Source organism: Psychrobacter proteolyticus (genome assembly GCF_003350005.1).
GTDB lineage: Bacteria > Pseudomonadota > Gammaproteobacteria > Pseudomonadales > Moraxellaceae > Psychrobacter > Psychrobacter proteolyticus.
The window spans coordinates 98,323-117,877 of record NZ_QLKS01000006.1 but is presented as its reverse complement, the minus strand read 5'-3'; the positions used below and the strand labels follow the sequence as shown (position 1 = coordinate 117,877).

Sequence of the window (19,555 nt, the reverse complement as noted above, 5' to 3'; positions counted from 1 at the left end):
CATTAGTAAAAATTGATCATTAAATATAAAAATTAAGTAGTCATCATATAAGGTAATCATTATGACAGCCGACACCGATAATACTGCCCAGTCGCAAGGGCTCTATGTCTGGCAAATGGACAATCTGCTCGCAGCGACCACGTCGCTCGATGGGCAGTGGCAACTACCACAAGGTCATGCAGCAGAGCAGACTGCTTTAGCCAGTAAGCGGATAGCCACCGATACCCGCACGATAAAGCCAGGCGATATATTTTTGGCGCTAAGCGGCGATAATTTCGATGGTCACGATTATATCGAGACAGCAATATCAAAAGGCGCAGTTGCCGCTGTTGTCTCGCGTCCTATTTCGTTGTCCGGCCCAAATGCTATTCCGCAATTGGTGGTCAGCGATACTAGTTTGGCACTAGGTCAATTGGCAGCCTATCGTCGTCAGCAGCATACAGATTTAACCGTAATTGCTATTACGGGTTCTAGTGGCAAGACTACTTGCAAAGAAATGCTAGGCAGTATCTTTGGTAGATTGGCACCGACCTTGATCACTCGTGGTAACCTCAATAACGATTTGGGTGTGCCAATGATGCTTCTTGAGCTATCAGATCATCATCGTTACGCTATTTTGGAGTTAGGCGCAAACCATATTGGCGAGATTGCTTATACGACTGAAATAGTTCAGCCTGATGTGGCCTGTATCTTAAACATCGGTACAGCGCATTTGGGTGAATTTGGTAGCCGTGAAGGCATATGCCAGACCAAAGCAGAGATTTACCATACATTGACAGACGCGCAGTTTGCGATTGTTCCTGATAAAGATGATTTTACCAATCAGTTGCGTCGTATCGCTGAAAAGCACACCTCACATGTGATTGGCTTTGGTAATACGGATGTGAGTGCAAGCCATCTAGACGTAGAGCCAGAACGTAGCGAATTTAAGCTACATATCGGTAACCAAATCCATGATATCAACTTGCCATTGGCAGGTGAACACAATGTCAATAATGCCTTGGCTGCTGCTGCCTGTGCGCATGCGCTAAATATTGAGGTGAGTGACATCGTCATTGGGCTCGAAAATGCACGCCCAGCTAAAGGTCGTCTAAATAGTCAGATACTTGGTATGCATCGTCTCATTGATGATACTTATAATGCCAACCCTCATTCGGTACGTGCTGCGGCCAAAGTATTGGCTGCGCAAACGGGTACGCAGGTCATGGTACTGGGCGATATCGGTGAGTTAGGAGAAGCGGCTATTAGTGAGCATCAAAGCTTGGGCCGTACTATCGCAACCACAGGTATCAACGTGCTGCTTTGTGTTGGCGAATATGCTCCTTATACCGTTGCGGGTGCGCAAGAAGTGTCTGATATCAGTGCTCATGCCTTTGCTGACAAAGAAAGTTTATTACAGTATTTACAGCCGTATTTGCAAGCGCAACAAGCTAAGCCTTGTACTGTGTTGTTCAAAGGCTCTCGTTCCATGGGAATGGAAACACTTATTCATGCGCTAGTAGAGGAGTAGGCGGTGTTAGTTTGGTTGTTCGGCTGGCTTGGCCAGTATTATACGCCGTTTTCTGCGGTTTCTTCGTTGACGCTGCGAGCGTTGCTTGCAGTTGTTACCGCCCTTGTATTTAGCATGATGTTTGGTGGCCGTGTCATTCGGCACTTGCGATCGCTCAAATATGGTCAGGCCATTCGTAATGATGGGCCTCAATCGCATTTGGCAAAGACTGGTACACCAACCATGGGCGGGGTATTGATCCTCAGTGCGATTGGCATATCGACGCTACTATGGGCACGATTAAACAATCCTTATGTTTGGATTTTGCTCGTGGTTATGGTTATCTTCGGTGCCGTAGGTTGGGCTGATGATTGGCTAAAAATTAAGTACAAAGATCCAAAAGGCTTAATCGCTCGCAAAAAGTATTTTTGGCTGTCTATGGGTGCGTTATTTGTCGGTGTGTCTTTGTATTATATCGCCACGCTACAACCAGATATCAATACCACACGTGAGATGCAGGATCTGCTATTGCCAGTATTCAAAGACTGGATGATTCCATTTTCAGCGGTGCCATTTGGTATTGGCTTCATCATCTTTACCTACTTTGTGATTAATGGAGCTTCTAACGCAGTCAATCTAACCGATGGTTTGGATGGTTTGGCAATTTTGCCAGTCGTTCTCGTCGCTGCAGGTTTGGGCGCGATGGCCTATGTATCAGGCGATGTACGCTTTGCTGATTACTTGCATGTACCTTATATTCCTTACAACTCCGAAGTCATCATCGTCTGTGGCTCAATGGTCGGAGCAGGTCTTGGCTTCTTATGGTTCAACGCGCATCCAGCACAAGTCTTTATGGGTGACGTTGGCGCGCTAGCACTAGGTGCAATGCTAGGTACTATCGCCGTGATGACCCGTCAAGAGATTGCCTTTGCGATTATGGGTGGCTTGTTTGTCGCAGAAGCACTATCAGTGATGTTGCAAGTTGGCTCGTACAAACTGCGCAAAAAACGCGTCTTCCGTATGGCACCGCTGCACCATCACTTTGAAGAAATTGGCTGGAAAGAAACGCAGGTGGTGGCTAGATTTTGGATTATTGCCATTATCCTTGTCATCCTCGGGCTAATGACGCTAAAACTGCGTTAAGCTATAACAGTCGCATATCTATATAGATATCAATTTGCAGAACTCCAAAAAGCCGTCTCAATCATGATTGAAACGGCTTTTTGTCGCTCAAGGCAGGTGAATTTTGTTAAAATGCGAAGCATATTGCTATCACTTTGAGATGCCCGTGTCGTTATTTATTTGTCCACTTTGTCAGTCACCACTAGATCCTGCTGCAGATACTTGGCGCTGTGATGGTAGTTTGCACCCTAAGCAGACTTCACATCCCTTTGATGTAGCGCGTCAAGGCTATGTTAACCTGCTGCCAGTACAACAAAAAAAGTCCAAAGCCCCCGGTGATAGTCAAGAATCTATCGATGCGCGTAAACGGTTCTTGAATCATGGGCACTATGCCTTGCTCCAAAACCTAATTAGTCAAAAAATGGCAGAATTGCTGTCTAACGATGAGTTAATAGATAAGCAAGATAGCAAGCCGGTCAATTGGCTTGATATTGGCTGCGGAGAAGGCTACTACACGCAGGCAATGGCACAAATGGGATCGGATGTTATAGACACGCTGATAGCCGCTGACATCAGTAAGCCTGCAGTGGTTGAGCTGGCCAAAGTCAGTAAACTAGCAGGTCGTCTATGGTATCAGCCGCGCAAAGAAGATACTGCCAAGACGACAGCGGTCTATCCATTAGTGACCAGTGCTGCACATTTACCATTACGCCCGCACAGTATGACGGGTATTAGCAGTATTTTTAGCCCCATTTTGCCCGAGGCGTTTGATAATGTATTGATGGATGGTGGCTATTTAATCATTGCCAAACCTGATATCGGGCATTTGGCAACGATGCGTGATGCTCTGTTTGATGATGTGCGTGAGCATGATTCTGATAAATTTTTGCAAGAATTGGCACCATATTTTACGTTGGTTGAGACCTGCCGTGTCAGTACAGAGCTGACGTTATCCGCAGAGGATTTGGCTGATTTGATGACGATGACACCTTATGCGTACCGTGCCCGCAGTGAGAAAAGACAAGCACTACTGGCAGCAGTAGAGAAAGAAGCATTTAGTACAGAGGCAAAGTTTGTGGTTTATATTTTGCAGAAAACGTCTGTTTAGCACATTTAGAGCATAGCAGTATGGGGTATTGCTATGCTCGTTTTAAACATTAACCAGAAACTTCTGATGAGTTAGGTTTTTCGAATACCAGAAATATTGATATCAGGAAATTTGGCTTAACCGTTTCCGTATTTGCACTCTTTATCAATCAGCTAGTCATTCGCGTTTTTATAAATATCTTGTTTACGATGCTTACCGATAAAGCCTAAATACGCTGTCATTTAACCAAACATTACGCCAATACCTAACATGCCTTTGATTGCGCATGCCCTCGTAACAATCGCAACCTTTCTTCAAGTTTCATAAATCTACTTAATACTAGAATCATTTATCATTCTCTTTGTCGATAGAGTAAAGCTTTATCACGATAGTTCATTTAACACTAAGTGAATTATCTATAACTACTCTAAATATGAATTCAAAGGAATAAAATTATGAAAAAGATACTAGTTAGCTCGATTCTAGCCGTTACTGCTTGTTTGTCGATGGTTGGTCAGGCCAATGCCGCGCCTAATTTTGATAAGCATCATACAGCTCAGGTACAGCATCAAAAACACAGCAGCAATAAAGAGAGTAATAACTATAAGCATGCCAAAGCTAAGGCAGCAAAGTCACATCACAAAGCGAAAATAGTGGCTGCTAAACACGAAGTAAAAGAGAAAAAACAAAATAAATATCAGGGCAAAAAACAAATTAGAAATGATCACCAACATCGCTCTTAAAAGTAAGATCTGATTATTTATAAATGGTGCCTTACAAGGGGCATCATTTTTTGTGTAATACTTTTACGTAGCATATGTCATGAAAAAGAAGAATTACAAACAGCAATAAAGCCAGTCTTTGTGCCTCGACTTTAAAAATACCGAGAGTATTTAAGAGAAGGTAGAACTAGATAAGAAAACTGAGGTTTTGCTTAAGCAGAATAAGATTGGCGGTGAAGGAGGGATTCGAACCCTCGATACGCTATGAACGTATACACACTTTCCAGGCGTGCGGTTTCAGCCACTCACCCACTTCACCGTTTTTTGAACGCCTAAGTATAGCGGATACCATTTAAAATGTCACGACTTGCGCGCTATCTTTCTTTATTGGCAAGCGCCTGCTAGGATAGCAAGTATGTAACGGCAAGTATAAATGGTTGAAAGTTGAATGATAAGTTTTAGTAGGCTTAAGTACGGATGTAAGAATAGTGCGCTGATGGCAGTATTGCTTGTCACGACAGGTATTACCCAAGCACACGCTGATGATCTAACCCAATGTAGCCAGTCTTTTTATGGTGGTGTTTATCCTGAATTTACCAATACCAAGCTAAAAAAAGACACACAAGCATTATGCATGGATGGCTTTGCGGTTATGTACTCGGGGGTATCGCGTACACCGCTTTGGTCAGCAGAGCATCTCGATCGCACACGTCTACAACAAGCTAAGCAGATCGATCGTGAAGATAGCTTTCACGAAGAGAGTAAACTACCAAAGTCAGCACGAGCCTCATTATCTGATTATTCAGGATCTGGCTACGACCGAGGACATTTGGCACCCAATGCCAATATGGCCAATCGCAGCCAGCAGTATGATAGTTTTAGTTTGGCAAATATTGCCCCGCAGTCACCACGTAATAATCGCTACATTTGGCGTAATATTGAATCTGCCACTCGGTATTTAACGCAGCAATACGGTGAGGTGTATACCATCACAGGTGTGGCATTTACTGATAAAAAAACCAAGCAGCTCGCTAACCGTGTTCTTGTGCCTAGCCATTTCTTCAAAGCTGTATATATCCCAGCAACTAATCAGGCAGGCGTGTATTACGCACCAAATGATGAGTCGGAACGCATCGATGTGATTAGTATCGATGAGCTGACCACTGAGATTGGCATCGATGTATTACCTATGCTAGATAGTCAGTCCAAATCTCAAGCGTTTGATTTACCATTGAAGGCAGGTGAGAGCTCAGATGCGCCAGCAGAAGAGCCAGAGTGGATGCTGTTTGTCTGGGCTATTTTAGAATGGTTGATTGCACAATTACAGGCTTAAGCTGAAAGTAAGACCCTAAAATCGCCTCATTCTGAAAAAATACAATGTTACTGATAATAAGGATAATCAAATGATTGAGCCATTCGCCAACGACCATCAAAGCATGCAGATAGGTGATCTTGTCATTGAAAATCAAAAAGACAAGATTATTATATATGGTGATATTGATCTCAATTTTGATGAGTTAGGATATAAGCAAGCCCAACAGTTGCATGAGCTATCGGGAAAAATCGTACAAGCATTTGAAGAAAAAAATATATATAGCAAGAATGATGCTAAGTCAAAGGAAAATGATGACCAATTAGATAAAGATATCGACAATCCTTTTCTGTAACTCTTTGATATAGTTTTATTTTTATAGAAATAAGAAACTGTAAAAAAATTACTAGGCAAAACCTAAAAATTGCTTATAATGAGTTAAGACATCGCTTGTGTCGCTTGAATCTTTAATAAAAAGCTTATAAGTTGTAATGGTAACTATCATTTAAAAAGGTCGAAACCATAAAGCTCGTAATGAAAGATTCTAGCAAAGGATAAGCATAGGACAACAGAAACATAACGTTTCGAGTAATCATTGTATGAAGGGAGTCAATCTATGAAATTATTTACAAAGACCACTTTAGCAGTTGCTGGTATTGGTATTGCTAGCATGGCATTCGCCGCTGACCCATTAGCCAACACTACTTGGCAAACATATGATGAAGGCAAGCCAAAAGGTACGGTAAAAATCACTGAGTCAAACGGTGTGTTGACCGGTACACTTATTGCTACTAACTCAGCTAAAGGCAAAAAGCACGTTGGTACGACCATTATTAAAGGTCTACAAGCTGATGGTGGTGGTAAATATAGTGGTGGTACGATTACTGACCCTGAAAAAGGCAAAGACTATCGTATGACTGCAAGCTTAAGCGGCAACACGTTGAAACTTAGAGGCTATATTGGCCCATTCTCTCGTAGCCAAGAGTGGAAAAAGAAATAAACTAAAAAATTAGTCTCAGTTTAATACATGAAAATCCCGCGTTACAGAAAGGTCTCGCGGGATTTTTTACGTTTTAGATTTAAGCTTATAGCTTAAATAGGGGGACGCTTTAAACACTAAAATTATAAGCGCCGATACTACAGTAGGTAGTATCAGCGCATTTGACATAAATCTTTAGGTTACTTAAAAGGAGTTTATCTTATAAATTCTGGGTAAGCTTCCATACCACATTCTGCAATATCAGCACCTTCGTACTCGTCTTCTTCAGAGATACGTAGACCGATAACCAGCTTGATAATAGACCAAACCACTAGGCTGGCAATGAATACCCAAGCGAATATGGTTGCAGCGCCCACAATCTGACCGATAAAGGTAGATGCTGGGTTAGTAATAGGTACGATTAACAGGCCAAATAGACCAACAACACCGTGAACTGAGATTGCACCAACTGGATCATCAATTTTGATTTTGTCTAAGGCTAAGATTGATAACACTACAATGATACCGGCGATAAGACCAAAGATAGTGGCTTGTAGTGCAGAAGGGGTTGAAGGCTCAGCAGTAATGGCTACTAGACCAGCTAGTGCACCGTTTAGGAGCATAGTTAGATCGGCTTTACCAAAGATGACGCGTGCTAGTAATAAAGCACCCACTGCGCCACCAGCTGCCGCTGCATTAGTGTTTAGGAACACCATCGCAACAGAGTTAGCGCTAGCGATGTCGCCTAATTTAAGCACTGAACCACCGTTGAAACCGAACCAACCCATCCACAAGATTAGTGTACCGAGTGCAGCCAATGGTAGGTTAGCACCAGGGATAGCACGTATCTCGCCGTTAGGGCCATATTTACCTTTACGTGAACCTAAGAGTAATACACCTGCTAGAGCTGCTGCAGCACCTGCCATATGCACAATACCAGAGCCTGCAAAGTCAGAGAAGCCCATGTCGCCTAAGTTGAATAGACCAAAGACATCGTTGCCGCCCCATGTCCAGCTACCTTCTAGTGGGTAGATAACACCAGTCATGACCACAGCGAATAATAAGAATGACCACAGTTTCATGCGCTCAGCAACAGCACCCGATACGATTGACATACAGGTCGCTACAAAGACCACTTGGAAGAAAAAGTCTGATGCGGCAGAGTAGACAGAGTCGCCACCGAAGCCATTTTCAGCAGAGGCTGCTAAGGCGTCTTCTACTAACGTATCACCGCCTGCAATTCCGCTTAAGAATAGATCGCCACCATACATAATCGCATAGCCGCATACCATATACATGATACTAGCCGTTGCAAATAGTGCGACGTTTTTGGTTAAGATTTCGACTGTGTTTTTTGATCGGACCAGTCCGGCCTCTAACATAGTGAAGCCTGCTGCCATCCACATGACCAACGCACCACATATCAAAAAGTAAAACGTATCGAGCGCATATTGGAGCTCAAAGATTTGACTTTCCATTTAAATTCCCCCTTGAATTTATAATATAGATATCGGCATTACCGATAGATAAAAATGCTGTAAGAGTCTGTACCTATAAGTTTATGCCCGTAGGTAGGTCATCAAATTTAGATAGCGTCAGGTCCTGTTTCACCTGTACGGATGCGGATAACTTGCTCAAGTGCAGTGACGAAAATCTTGCCATCACCAATCTTACCAGTGCTAGCGATACGAGTGATTGCCTCGATAGCAGGCTCAACCATCTCGTCGATCACAGCAACTTCGACTTTTACTTTAGGTAAAAAGTCCACCACGTATTCTGCGCCGCGATAGAGCTCTGTGTGACCTTTTTGACGACCGAAACCTTTGACTTCAGTGACAGTGACACCTTTAACACCGATGTCGGAAAGCGCTTCACGCACGTCGTCGAGCTTAAACGGTTTTAAGATCGCAGTGATTAGCTTCATAAAAAATTCCTTATTTGTGTGATGCCGCAGATTGATAGAAGTACTATGGTGCATCATCATATCTCTGCCTTGCTTACTGTAAGTTATTCAAGAACCGTGCCAACCTACTCAAGGGGGGAGGTAGAACTGGCGTTGTTCATTAAAAAGTAATGACAGTAGTAACATAGAATATGGGCTACGATGCAACGACTAGAGCCGTCGCTATAAGCATAATAAAGGTAAATCAATCTTTAGCGTTTGATTAACGAAAACTTTATTATAACCAACTTTTTGAGTGCTTGGGGAGGCTATCCCTTTATTTCATGTGACGATTTGCTAACTTGAGTTTGGTCGTTAGCTTGGCCTTTTTATGCAAACGTATCAAAGATGAATGGCGGGAAGGTAGAGAGAAAATAGAGATAAGCGGCAGAGCCTAACATAGTAGTCAGACCCCTGAACCTAGGTAAATAAAGGGCTAAGGCGTATTTATATATATGTCGTTAGGCTTTAGGAAAGAGTAGATAAGGGGTTTTTGTGCTAACCAATAGCTTTTTTGTGTCGCTACCTCGTAGTAATTCGCGTAGACGAGATTGGCCAAAAGCCCCTGTCATAAGCAAACCAATATCATGCTGGTTTTGATAGTAGTTCAAAGCCGCTGCAACATCACGGCAGTCCAGCAATGTCTTTTTAGATTTGATGCCAGCCTGTTTGAGTTTGGCGTAGGCTTCACGCAACGCATCACAGTTATCAGAAGTTTCCTTGCCAACCATCACAATATGAACCGTCAGTGCACGCACGAGTGGCGTTTTACACAGCCAATTTAGTAGTTTATGGCACGTTGGACTGTTATCAAACGCAAATAAAGCGGTAGTAGGGGGCAAAAATGGTGCATGTGTCACCAAAATGGGGCAGTGACTGACTCGAATGAGTTGGCTTAGTGTCGATTTGCAGGTGACATGATGACCTATAACGATCAATTGTGCTTTGTCATCGACGTAATCAATGCTCTGATTGAGGTTCTCATGACGATGCAGTGTGTATGTTTTGAGCTTATGGCGTTGCTGCTCACAATACGAGGTTGCTTGAGATAATAACAGTCGACCCTGTGCTTTTAGCTCACAGTTGCTCAGATGCTCTTTAGAAGTGAATTGTTCGAGCAAAGCGTTTTCGTCATCAATATTGAGGCAACCAGAATAATTAATAGCGGCTTTTTGCTGCAAGCTTGGCATCGAGTGCAATAAGCCAACAGGCGCGCGCAGGCGAACAGAAGCCCACATACTGGCCTCTAGGACTGCTTGAACATGATCAGGACAGTCCAAGCAAGCAATCACACTATCTGGTTTTAAATTACTCATAAAACGACCACATCATTTTAATAATAAAAATCTGCTATCTCAGTTTAGGGTCGGCGTATAAAAAATACATCCAACCCTTTCACCAATATAACTGTTTATTAATATCCGATACATTAGCCATAGACTAATATTATAGCCACATGGCGACCGCGTAGATTCGCTTAGCAGTTTCGCTTAGTCTAACAAGCCAATGTCTCGGCGGTCATGAATAGAGAAGCGATCAATCAGTGTTCGACTCGCATTGTTGAGTCCTACCACTTTGACATCAATACCTTCACGTTGCAAGCGCATCACTAGCTTGTCTAAGGTATCAACAGCGCTAACATCCCAAAAATGTGCTTGGCTGACATCAATCTGAATACTATCTACAGCCTCTTTGGTATCGAAACTATGCAAGAACTGGGTGGTAGAGGCAAAGAATACCTGCCCTTGAACATAATAGTAGCGGGTATTGCTGCTGTCATCATATTCACTAAAGATGGTTAGGAACTGACCAATTTTATTAGCAAATGCTAAGGCAGATAGTAAGACACCTACGCCGACACCGTAAGCTAAGTTGTGAGTAAAGACGGTAGTCAATACAGTCGCCAGCATTACGATATTAAACGACATGGGATGCGTCTTAAACTCGCGAATAGACTGCCAGTTAAATGTACCAATCGATACCATAATCATGACTGCAACCAAGGCTGCCATTGGAATTTGACTGACCCATTCGCTCAAGAATACTACCATGATCAGAAGGACGACACCGGCCATCAAAGTAGACAAACGCGTACGACCACCCGATTTGACGTTGATCATTGATTGGCCAATCATCGCACAGCCTGCCATACCACCAAAGAAACCCGACACGACATTAGCCATACCTTGACCACGACACTCTTTGTTTTTATCACTTGGGGTATCGGTCAATTCATCGACGATCGTTGCTGTCATCATAGACTCTAAAAGACCAACGATGGCAAGCGCGATAGAGTATGGTGCAATAATCAGCAAGGTATTTAGGTTTAATGGAATGTCAGGCAACAAGAATACTGGTAATGAATCTGGCAAATCACCCATGCTGCCAACGTTGCGAATATCGAGATTCATATACATTGCAACAGCGGTCAAACCTACAATACAAATAAGCGGTGAAGGAACGATGCGACCGATTTTAGGGATAAGTGGAAACAGATAAATAATCGCCAAACCAGCTGCTGTCATGATATAAACGGTCATGCCGACACGCTCAGTCATTGGGTTCAGTTCTGGTAATTGCGCGGCAAAGATCAATATTGCTAAAGCATTGACGAAACCGATAACCACTGAGCGAGAAACAAAGCGCATCAGATTACCAAGTTTTAGAATGCCCATCACGACCTGAATGGCACCACAAAGCAAAGTTGCGGCAAGCAAATATTGCAAACCGTGGTCAGCAACCAAATCGACCATGACCAATGCCATAGCGCCAGTCGCTGCCGAAATCATACCTGGACGACCACCGACAAAACTGATCACTACCGCGATACAAAATGAGGCATATAAGCCAACCTTTGGATCAACACCAGCGATAATAGAAAAGGCAATGGCTTCTGGAATAAGGGCTAGGGCTACAACCAAACCCGATAAAACGTCGCCGCGAACATTGGAAAACCACTCGTCACGCAAGTTATCAATAAAAGATGTCATAAGTAAACTACATAGGGTTAGAGGCAAAAAAAGTAATCATTACTCATTTATAAAATGATCGCGTCGCTAATAATAGCTATTCATTTTTCTTTTACTTCAACATGCACTAGGTCATGTTGCTGTGTTGGATTGTGAGAAATTAATAACCAAAATATCTAACTAATAACTGAGGTATCTAACTAATAACTAAGGTATCTACTGATTTTTTTGGTATCAAAAATACGATCATCAATAATCAATACGATGATAAGGGCAGTAAATTACCTAAAAATATTTTTTAAAAGATTGCTTAAAATAGGCAGCTAGATAGATGTACCTACAATAATATATAGAGTCAGCAATCACTTGCTGTAGTAGAAGGTGATATATCACTCGTCAAATTATCTGATACACCCTTATCACAACAAGAATCGTTGATGAAGAGGCGTGACAATAGCGCGATAAATGTGACAACATGCTAAACTAAAATGCTTGAGCAATGTGCTCAGCAAAATACTGATAAATATTAATCAAGCTGACTATTATAGCATTAGCCACTTAATATAAAAACAGGCGAATAATAGCATAAACTCATAAAAAATCAGTACCGAAATCTGAACGATGGCGTTAAGATGCTGCACATCTTAGCAGCGCCGATTAGAGTCGCTATACAACAAATTTATTTTATACAACTTTTCTCGTTTATATAGAAGGAATAGATATGACCACTAATACAGCAACAGAAGCCTTACTTCATAAGGGTAGTGGTCTACAAGTCGTGGTCGGTTTGGGGCAGTCTGGATTGTCAGTCGCGCATTATCTGGCCAAGCAAGGCTATCAAGTCGCAGTCACTGATGCTCAAGCTGCCCCTAAGTTGGCCGATCAGTTGCCAGCCGAGATAGAGATTCGTCAGTTTGGTGCGATAGATGCCGATTTATTGCAGCAAGCGGCACGTATTATTATTAGCCCAGGTATTTCTCTTGAAACTGCCGCTGTGGCTGCTGCTCGCCAAGCCAATATTCCTGTAGTTAGCGATATTCAACTGTTCTGTGAAGCGTGTACCGCACCAATCGTAGCGATTACAGGTTCTAATGCTAAAAGTACGGTCACTACGTTAGTCGGCCAAATGGCAGCAGATGCTGGCGTTAACGTGGGTGTCGGCGGCAATATAGGTGTACCAGCTTTAACATTGCTAGCGAATCCTGATATGGAGCTTGCGGTGCTTGAGCTGTCTAGCTTTCAGTTAGAAACCGTCACCAACCTGGGCGCAAAAGTAGCAACTGTGCTCAATATGTCGCCTGATCATTTAGATCGTCATGGAGATATGCTTGGCTACCATCAAGCCAAACACCGTATCTTCCAAGGTGCTAAATCGGTGATGATTAACCGTGAAGATGCACTTACTCGTCCATTGGTCGCAGACAATCTACCGAGAATTAGTACGGGTATTCATGCCCCTGATAAAGGTCAGTATGGTCTGATTACCGACACAGAAGGCCAAACTTATCTTGCTCGTGGTACAGAACGATTACTGTCGGCAGACAAACTGTTGATTAAAGGTCGTCATAATCTACTGAATGCGCAAGCGGCTCTGGCACTTGGCGAGCTTGCAGGATTACCGCTAGAGAGCATGCTAACCACTTTGCAGCAGTTCACAGGTCTTGAGCACCGCTGCCAATATGTGGCAAATGCTGCTGGCATTGATTATTTCAATGATTCTAAAGGCACCAACATTGGTTCGACCATGGCCGCTATCGAAGGCTTGGGCGCAGTCTATGCGCCAAAAGACGGTAAGCTATTATTGATCTTAGGTGGGCAAGGCAAAGGGCAACAGTTTGGTGAATTAACGCCTTTTATCAATCAATACGTGAGCCAAGTCTTATTCATTGGTGAAGATGGTCCGCAGATTGAACAACACCTAAAAGCTGCAAAATTGAGTGATGATGTTGCGCTACATCAGTGTCAGACATTAGAGAATGCCTTTGCGACTATTCAACAAGTCACTACTAGTAGCTTATCGCAAGTACAGGCTGTATTGCTGTCACCTGCCTGCGCCAGCTTTGACCAATATAGTGGTTATGCGGCTCGCGGTGACCACTTTAGCCAACTGGTCAATCAATTAGACACCGCACAATCAGAAGCTTGATAGGTAGCCGAATATGTCAATCAGCTATATAGACTGGCATAGTGCATATCGCGTCTTTAGCAACAGCCAGTATTTTCTGGATAAATGATTGTTTTGCTTATAGATTGCTGCTACTGTCAAACATATAATCCTGATTACTAAAATAGGTGCTAGCTAAGGCGTTTGCCAATGGTTAAAGGCTTTCTATCACCATCTATTTAGTACGATTTATTTTATGATTTTTTAAACGGTGGCGTTTCATAGACGCCGTGTTTTTTCGTTTGTTAGTGTATATAAAATTATGGCGCTCTCTTCTTTTTTTCGTTCCTCGCCCCAAACCAAGCAAACCTCTGGCTCAGATGGTGTTCTGTCTATGCCATCAGCGCGCGCAATTTTGTTATCAAGCGTCGGCTGTATGATGGTGCTTAGCTTGCTGATGGTTGCTTCTGCTTCTATTCCTTTTGCGCTTAGCCGCGGTATGACCGAGCTGTATTTTTTCAAAAACCAGCTGTTGTATATGACGATTGGTTTAATCGTTGCGGTCATCCCTTATTATGGCGTGTCTTTGCGCACCCTATATAAGACCGAGACCCAGTTTGCTTTGTTAGGCATCACAGGGCTATTACTTGTTGCCACGTTGTTTAGCACACCAATTAATGGCTCTAAACGCTGGCTTACGGTAGGTGGTTTTAACTTTCAGGTAGCCGAGTTAGCCAAACTGGTCATGATTGTGTTTGTATCTGACTTTGTGGTGCGCCGATCTTTTGAAGTTCGTAATGGCCTAGATGGTTTTTTGCGAATTATGTTGGTAGTAGCGCTAATAACGATACTGCTATTGTCACAGCCAGATTTTGGTTCTTTTGTCGTCATCATTGGTACGTTGTTCGCGATTTTCTATATCGCTGGGGCGCCTTATAAGCATTTCTTAGCATTGGGTGCTGCTGCTGTTGGCGGTGCAGTGTTGATGGTGACTACGGCAGAGTACCGATTGGTGCGTGTGATGTCGTTTATGGATCCATTCGATGACGTGCAGGATACCGATTATCAGCTGGCACGTAGTTTGATCGCCTTTGGTCGTGGGCAGTTCACGGGTGTCGGCTATGGCGAAAGTGTACAGAAACTGTCGCATTTGCCTGAGGCGCATACGGATTTCTTATTAGCCATTACGGGTGAAGAGTTAGGGTTTGTCGGTGTCAGCATGGTACTGATACTTGAAGCGTTGATCATCGGTAGTGCGATGCGTATCAGTTACAACGCGCTCAAACGCCGCCAGATGCGCATGAGCTACACCGCTTTCGGAATCGGTGTGGTGTTTATTGCCCAGACGATTATTAATGCTGCAATGAATATGGGCGCCATTCCAACCAAAGGTCTGACTATGCCGTTCTTTAGTTATGGCGGTTCGTCTATGTTGATTAGCTTGGTTATGGTCGCGCTATTATTGAAAATATATAAAGAAAGCCCTGAAATAGAAAAAAGCCAATGCCGTTACTATTAATAGGTTTTGCATACCATGGGCTTGGCATAATGTAGCTTCAGAGTTTCGGTAAATAGTGTCTAGCATTATTTCAATAAAAGCGTCACTCATAGTGGCGCTTTTTACTGTCTATTTTACGGCTATTAATGTACTAACTATTTGTTAATAGGGCAAATTTAATTGCTGCTTGCCTTGTAGCGGGGTATTGTCCCATTGAGCAATAGCTTGTTTAAGCATATTTTCTGGGGTATCGCTATCGACCTTTGCTTGCTGTAATAGTGATAGGGCTTCAGCAATAAGTTGGCTCGGATCTGATGTGTCGATTGGTTGAGCAAGGTTTTGTTTAGAGAGTTTTTGACCGTCAGCATTATTAATCAATGGCAGATGATACCATTGGTCAATAGTAGGTAGGTGGGCGGCTTGCATGATGCCGATTTGCGCAGTCGTCATAGGTAGGATATCAAGACCACGCATGATATGAGTAACCTGCTGTAGACCATCATCGAGGCTAGCTGCCAGTATATAGTTAATCATGCCATCCTGACGACGAGCGACCATATCGCCTAACGTCTGCTGCGGATTATCCCACTGTAATCCTTGAATACCATCATTGAAGCCAATCCGATAGTCTGGTAGTTGAATACGTAGCTTATGCTTTTGTCTATCAAGGTCAGCTGCCACACAGCGACGCGGATAGCGCTGCCTATTTGGCTGTACTTGTTCAATTAATGAAATCTGTTCGTTTAATAATTTTTGGTCGGTCGCTGCAGCTAAGCTAGCACGACTATGGTTTCTACTTATCTCTTCTTGCGCCCAGTACTGTTCTAAGTCCTTACGGGAGCATTGGCAGCCATAGGTCAACGGTCGCAGGTATGATGATAGATAGTCGTTGTAGATATCAATGCGCTCAGACTGATAAATAACATCACCATCCCAATGTAGCCCAAGGGCCTCAAGATCCATCAAAATTTGCTCAGTGAACTGCCGATCACAGCGTTCAGTATCGGTATCTTCCATACGCAACAGCCATTTACCACCGATTGATTTGATATGGCAAAAGCTAGCAAGCGCAGTCGTTAAAGAGCCGAGATGTAACTCACCCGTTGGTGAAGGCGCAAAGCGGCCAATAGGCTGTGATGTTGTCGTTTGAGTTGGCATGGCGGTAGGCATTGTTTTCAAAATAAATGGCTGTCTATAAAAGGTAATAAAGATAGAATAATAAATATGAGTATCAAAAGATATTCATTAAATGAGATTGTTTTGTTAGTCATATAATTATTCAGGCGATTGTATTTTTCAGAGTAAAATTAGTAACGCAGCAAAATAGTGACAGTCTAAAATACAAAAAGCGACCTATTATAAGGTCGCTTCTGCTTACATTCATATCTGTAGTATCTGATCTAAGCGCCTTGGTTTTGACGTTCTTTGATTTCAGATAAGGTTTTGCAGTCGATACATTGGGTAGCGGTTGGACGTGCTTCAAGGCGACGTAATCCAATCTCTACACCACAAGTCTCACAAAATCCGTAGTCATCATTTTCGATTTCTAACATAGATTTGTCGATTTTGCGGATAAGTTTGCGCTCACGGTCGCGAGTACGTAATGCCAGTGCAAACTCTTCTTCTTGAGTGGCACGGTCATTGATGTCTGGCATGGCGCTTGACTCATCTTGGATGTAGTTTTTGGTACGATCCGCTTCGCCAATCAATTGGTTTTTCCAATCCAATAAAATAGCCTTAAAGTGCTCCAACTGCGCATCAGACATATACTCTTCGTCTTTGGCCGGCACATAAGGAGTAAATTTAACTTCACTCGGATTCGTGGTCAGGGTGCTCATATGGGTATCCTACTTTTTCAAATTAATTCAATAAAACGACGTATCAAAAGACAAGACGTTATTAATGCTACAAACGCTACAATTTGTCCTTTTATCAAACGTTTCACCACTTGGTAATACAAGTAACACAGCTGATCAAATAATATCGTAGACTTTATATCCTGACAGTTATATACCGATTGTTAGATAGGTTGTTATACAAACTTCGGTTTTAATAATACTGTCTAAAGCATGCCGTAGGTCATTGATTGTGAAAACTGAGCTTGTGGTTAATGGGCCATCCTAGCTATCGTGCAGTGACTTCATATTAGATATTTGGCCACCCTTGCTTTATTTCATAAGTTGTATCATTGTTTGTAATAATAATGAAGTGATTTTTTATATTGAATGCATATTTTATTTGTTTATCATTGCATTTTTTATTAGGAATTATTGACGAAAGCTATAAGTATAAAGGGCTAAGAGTTATACTATTCCCAATAATTCTGGGCATCAAGTATCCAGTCTTTCAACCCAGCTTGCAACTGTTCCATTGTTGGCTAATTGCAACCAGCGATATCCTGGTAATGCATGCTCATCATAAGAGAAATCATCTTCATAAGGTTTGAACTGATAGCAGGTAGATGGCGTGCTATACACCGTGACGCCTTGGCGCAATCGAACTTGCTCTTGGTGAGTATGGCCACTGATCACCACTTGTAGCTGTTCAAATGGCGCCATATGCTGCCAAAAACTCTCAGTGTTTTCTGCCATATGGGTATCAATCCAGTCAGAGTCAACTGGAACAATATGATGGTGTAGGGCGATTAATGCGGGCTTATCACAGGTGCGGAGTCTCTCACATAACCAATTGATATCAGTAGGCGTAATCTCGCCTGCGACCTTACCAGAAATGGAGGAGTCTAATAACAACAGCTGCCAGTATTCAGTCTCAATGACATGACGACTTAACAAACGTGAGTCAGCAGGTTGAGCAACAAGCTCTCGCTGAAAAAACGGCAAGTCTTTACCATTTTCATCAGTCACATCATGATTACCAGCAATACAAGCAAACGGAATCTGAGTCGATTGTAATACATCAAAAATATGATCGTAAATTGAAGACTTTACTCGATTGACCAAGTCACCAGTCACAATAATCAAATCACAGCGAATATCTTCACTAAGCGCCTGTTGAAGTACTGCTTCAAAACTACGCTGACAAGCCATGTCATCACTATAGGTGTTACTCTCATCAACAAAGACAGGCGTCGATAAATGCAAATCAGTAATTTGTAAGATATTTATCGTTTGGTCAGAGGTGCTTAACTTATTGGTAGGATAGTTTGGCATTGGTTCAGTCCCTTATCGAATCACAACAATAAGTATTGTTAGCGCGAGTATGGATAAATGAGCTACTATTTTTCACTGGGTATTTATAATTATCATGAATCTACTATAGAAGAGCACAGTGTTTGCCTTGAGCTTACTTTGACTCTAATCAACGATATTTATACTATCAACTAGCAATAGCAAATTTAAAGTCTAGAGCCAACTTATAGTATTATCAAGCTAAAGTATTCATTATATTAATAAAATAAAGTCGAACAAAAAGATAGCGAAAAACAGTCATAATTTATTCATTATAACGTATTTACAACGACGCTAACTAAAGTTTTATCTTTATTAACTTTGAAAAAATGAGTGCAGTAAAAAATAAAGCAGCTAATATCAAGACGATAGAAAGACCTGTTTGAATATCTAGCCAAATACTACCCCACACACCAAGTGTTACACCCAGTTGAGCGATTATCAACGCTATAATCACCATTTGTTTTGGCGATGCCGACCATAGACGTGCGGTCAGTGCAGGTAGTACTAATAATCCGCTGATTAATAGACTGCCAACCGCCTGTAGTGCAATCGCACAGAACCCTGCCAGCACACCCATAAAAAACAGCCGTTGCCGTGTTGGGTTGATACCTTGAATACGTGCCAATGCTTCATGCGTTGCAAGCTTGATTTGCGCAGGCCAAATGTAAATAAGCAGTCCCAAGCCAGCTAATACGCTACCAGCAAGCAAAGGTAAATCTGCCCAATCAAGATCTAATAAGTTGCCGAATAAAAACCCGAGCACATTGGCCTGTTGGTCAGTCAATTGGGTCAAAGCCAGCAAGCCTAAGCACAATAACGACACCGACACGACGGCCAATACAGCATCCACTGGCAGACGCTCATCATCAATTAAGACCAGGCCCAGCACGACCATGACACTGATCAATGCAATACCGATACCCATTGGTAATTGCCACCATACAGCCAAGGCTACACCTAGCAACGTGCCATGGGCTAAGGCATCGGCGAAGAATGCCATACGCCGCCATAATACTAAGCAACCTAACGGCGCTGATAATAGCGCTAATATACTGCCAGCGATCCAAGCAGGCGCAATGATGGCTAACCAAGCAGTCATAATGAATGTCCGTGAAAATTTTATAAATAGAGTAAAGCCGT

At 42.6% G+C, this 19,555-nt stretch carries 17 protein-coding genes and 1 tRNA gene; 9 read left to right on the top strand and 9 right to left on the bottom strand.

The annotated features are described in order from the left end of the window. Positions 1–61: 61 nt before the first annotated feature. From DXK30_RS11635 to DXK30_RS11620, 4 genes are all read left to right on the top strand, one after another. Complete coding sequence (locus tag DXK30_RS11635; protein WP_114701812.1) at positions 62–1,510, top strand: UDP-N-acetylmuramoyl-tripeptide--D-alanyl-D-alanine ligase; 1,449 nt, start codon at positions 62–64, stop codon at positions 1,508–1,510. A 3-nt stretch (positions 1,511–1,513) separates the two neighbouring features. Further along, entirely contained in the window at positions 1,514–2,632 is a 1,119-nt protein-coding gene (gene mraY, locus DXK30_RS11630) for a phospho-N-acetylmuramoyl-pentapeptide-transferase (protein WP_101205970.1), read from the top strand. 139 nt (positions 2,633–2,771) lie between these two features. Continuing rightward, positions 2,772–3,719 carry a putative RNA methyltransferase gene (locus DXK30_RS11625; RefSeq protein ID WP_114701811.1) on the top strand — a complete coding sequence of 316 codons (948 nt, stop codon included), beginning with the start codon at positions 2,772–2,774 and terminating at the stop codon, positions 3,717–3,719. Between the two features lie 434 nt (positions 3,720–4,153). Then, positions 4,154–4,441: a hypothetical protein gene (locus tag DXK30_RS11620; protein WP_114701810.1), complete on the top strand. Its 288-nt coding sequence runs from the start codon at positions 4,154–4,156 to the stop codon at positions 4,439–4,441. Between the two features lie 207 nt (positions 4,442–4,648). On the opposite strand, the gene DXK30_RS11615 is transcribed toward DXK30_RS11620, so the two are convergent. Then, positions 4,649–4,739, bottom strand: a tRNA-Ser gene (locus DXK30_RS11615). 177 nt (positions 4,740–4,916) lie between these two features. Between DXK30_RS11615 and DXK30_RS11610 the strand changes: the two genes are divergently transcribed. The 3 genes from DXK30_RS11610 to DXK30_RS11600 all read left to right on the top strand — a co-directional run bounded on the left by DXK30_RS11610 (position 4,917) and on the right by DXK30_RS11600 (position 6,732). After that, positions 4,917–5,753, top strand: coding sequence for a DNA/RNA non-specific endonuclease (locus tag DXK30_RS11610; protein WP_201508206.1), 837 nt, complete (start codon positions 4,917–4,919; stop codon positions 5,751–5,753). Positions 5,754–5,823: 70 nt separating this feature from the next. Next, on the top strand, positions 5,824–6,087 hold the full coding sequence (locus DXK30_RS11605; protein ID WP_114701809.1) for a hypothetical protein: 264 nt from the start codon (positions 5,824–5,826) through the stop codon (positions 6,085–6,087). A gap of 261 nt (positions 6,088–6,348) precedes the next feature. Beyond that, on the top strand, positions 6,349–6,732 hold the full coding sequence (locus DXK30_RS11600) for a DUF2147 domain-containing protein (RefSeq protein WP_114701808.1): 384 nt from the start codon (positions 6,349–6,351) through the stop codon (positions 6,730–6,732). Between the two features lie 194 nt (positions 6,733–6,926). Here the strand turns inward: DXK30_RS11600 and DXK30_RS11595 are convergent, their stop codons facing one another. The 4 genes from DXK30_RS11595 to DXK30_RS11580 all read right to left on the bottom strand — a co-directional run bounded on the left by DXK30_RS11595 (position 6,927) and on the right by DXK30_RS11580 (position 11,643). Beyond that, complete coding sequence (locus tag DXK30_RS11595) at positions 6,927–8,189, bottom strand: ammonium transporter (RefSeq protein WP_114701807.1); 1,263 nt, start codon at positions 8,187–8,189, stop codon at positions 6,927–6,929. Positions 8,190–8,296: 107 nt separating this feature from the next. Next, positions 8,297–8,635: a P-II family nitrogen regulator gene (locus DXK30_RS11590; RefSeq protein ID WP_010197981.1), complete on the bottom strand. Its 339-nt coding sequence runs from the start codon at positions 8,633–8,635 to the stop codon at positions 8,297–8,299. Between the two features lie 479 nt (positions 8,636–9,114). Beyond that, positions 9,115–9,969, bottom strand: coding sequence for a universal stress protein (locus DXK30_RS11585; RefSeq protein ID WP_114701806.1), 855 nt, complete (start codon positions 9,967–9,969; stop codon positions 9,115–9,117). Positions 9,970–10,143: 174 nt separating this feature from the next. Next, entirely contained in the window at positions 10,144–11,643 is a 1,500-nt protein-coding gene (locus tag DXK30_RS11580) for a SulP family inorganic anion transporter (protein WP_114701805.1), read from the bottom strand. Positions 11,644–12,343: 700 nt separating this feature from the next. On the opposite strand from DXK30_RS11580, the gene murD reads away from it, so the two are divergent. Both murD and DXK30_RS11570 read left to right on the top strand, forming a co-directional pair. Continuing rightward, a complete protein-coding gene (murD, locus tag DXK30_RS11575; RefSeq protein WP_114701804.1) occupies positions 12,344–13,768 on the top strand; it encodes a UDP-N-acetylmuramoyl-L-alanine--D-glutamate ligase in 1,425 nt (474 codons plus the stop codon). A 280-nt stretch (positions 13,769–14,048) separates the two neighbouring features. Further along, positions 14,049–15,245, top strand: coding sequence for an FtsW/RodA/SpoVE family cell cycle protein (locus DXK30_RS11570; protein ID WP_182176715.1), 1,197 nt, complete (start codon positions 14,049–14,051; stop codon positions 15,243–15,245). Positions 15,246–15,386: 141 nt separating this feature from the next. On the opposite strand, the gene gluQRS is transcribed toward DXK30_RS11570, so the two are convergent. The 4 genes from gluQRS to DXK30_RS11550 all read right to left on the bottom strand — a co-directional run bounded on the left by gluQRS (position 15,387) and on the right by DXK30_RS11550 (position 19,514). Beyond that, the gene (gene gluQRS / locus DXK30_RS11565; protein WP_114701826.1) at positions 15,387–16,382 is read right to left on the bottom strand and encodes a tRNA glutamyl-Q(34) synthetase GluQRS; all 996 of its coding nucleotides are present in this window, start codon (positions 16,380–16,382) and stop codon (positions 15,387–15,389) included. 242 nt (positions 16,383–16,624) lie between these two features. Then, positions 16,625–17,062, bottom strand: coding sequence for an RNA polymerase-binding protein DksA (gene dksA / locus DXK30_RS11560; RefSeq protein WP_057762021.1), 438 nt, complete (start codon positions 17,060–17,062; stop codon positions 16,625–16,627). A gap of 492 nt (positions 17,063–17,554) precedes the next feature. Beyond that, positions 17,555–18,394: a metallophosphoesterase gene (locus tag DXK30_RS11555; protein ID WP_114701803.1), complete on the bottom strand. Its 840-nt coding sequence runs from the start codon at positions 18,392–18,394 to the stop codon at positions 17,555–17,557. Positions 18,395–18,710: 316 nt separating this feature from the next. Next, the gene (locus DXK30_RS11550) at positions 18,711–19,514 is read right to left on the bottom strand and encodes a metal ABC transporter permease (protein WP_114701802.1); all 804 of its coding nucleotides are present in this window, start codon (positions 19,512–19,514) and stop codon (positions 18,711–18,713) included. Positions 19,515–19,555: the final 41 nt, after the last annotated feature.